This window comes from Roseateles sp. P5_E1 (genome assembly GCF_054049335.1).
Genome location: NZ_JBFUMN010000281.1, coordinates 1 through 620 on the forward strand (window position 1 = coordinate 1; position 620 = coordinate 620).

A 620-nucleotide genomic window follows, 5' to 3' on the forward strand; every position below is an offset into this window, starting at 1 on the left:
GCCCAAGACCGACGGCAGTGGTCGCATCGCGCCCTACATGACCTACAACGCCAGCGTGTACCGCAAGCTCAGCGACAACGCGAGCGTCGGCCTGATCGTCAACAACCTGCGCGACAGCCGTCCACCGGCAGACAGGAACGGCGGCGGCTGGCCGTTCTACCCGGTGGGCAACTACGATCCGTACGGTCGCCAGCTGTGGCTGGAGTTCGATTACCGGTTCCTGTGATCGAGGCCATGACGTAACCCCAGGAAAGGCCCGGCATCTGCCGGGCCTTTCTGCACGCAGGGTCAGCGCGGGTGCGCCAGCCATGGCCATCCCAGCGACACCAGGATCGACACCGACAGGGCGATCAGGACCACGCCGGTCGTCCGCTCCAGCCACGGCAGTGCGCGCGCGAACYGGCGCAGCACCGCCGGGTGCCCGATCACCGTAGCGACCAGCAGGTCCCACAGCAGCACGACGCTGAACATCCAGCCGGCATAGAACAGCTTTGCGCCGGTGCCGGTGGCCGGTCCCTGCAGCATCGCGGCGAGGGTGGCGTAGAACAACGCATTCTTCGGGTTCAACAGGGCCGAGAGCGCACCCAGTCCGGCGGCTTTCCACCAGCCGCCGGCAGAGG

General features: G+C 67.4%; 2 protein-coding genes. One reads left to right on the forward strand and one right to left on the reverse strand.

Features of this window, described 5'->3' with window-relative positions; all coding sequences use genetic code 11:
* A partial coding sequence (locus ACXJKJ_RS31045; protein WP_457395412.1) for a hypothetical protein occupies positions 1-226 on the forward strand: 226 nt, incomplete at its 5' end.
* A 62-nt stretch (positions 227-288) separates the two neighbouring features.
* On the opposite strand, the gene ACXJKJ_RS31050 is transcribed toward ACXJKJ_RS31045, so the two are convergent.
* Positions 289-620, reverse strand: a 332-nt coding sequence (locus ACXJKJ_RS31050) for a LysE family transporter (protein WP_457395414.1), incomplete at its 5' end; no start/stop codon positions are given.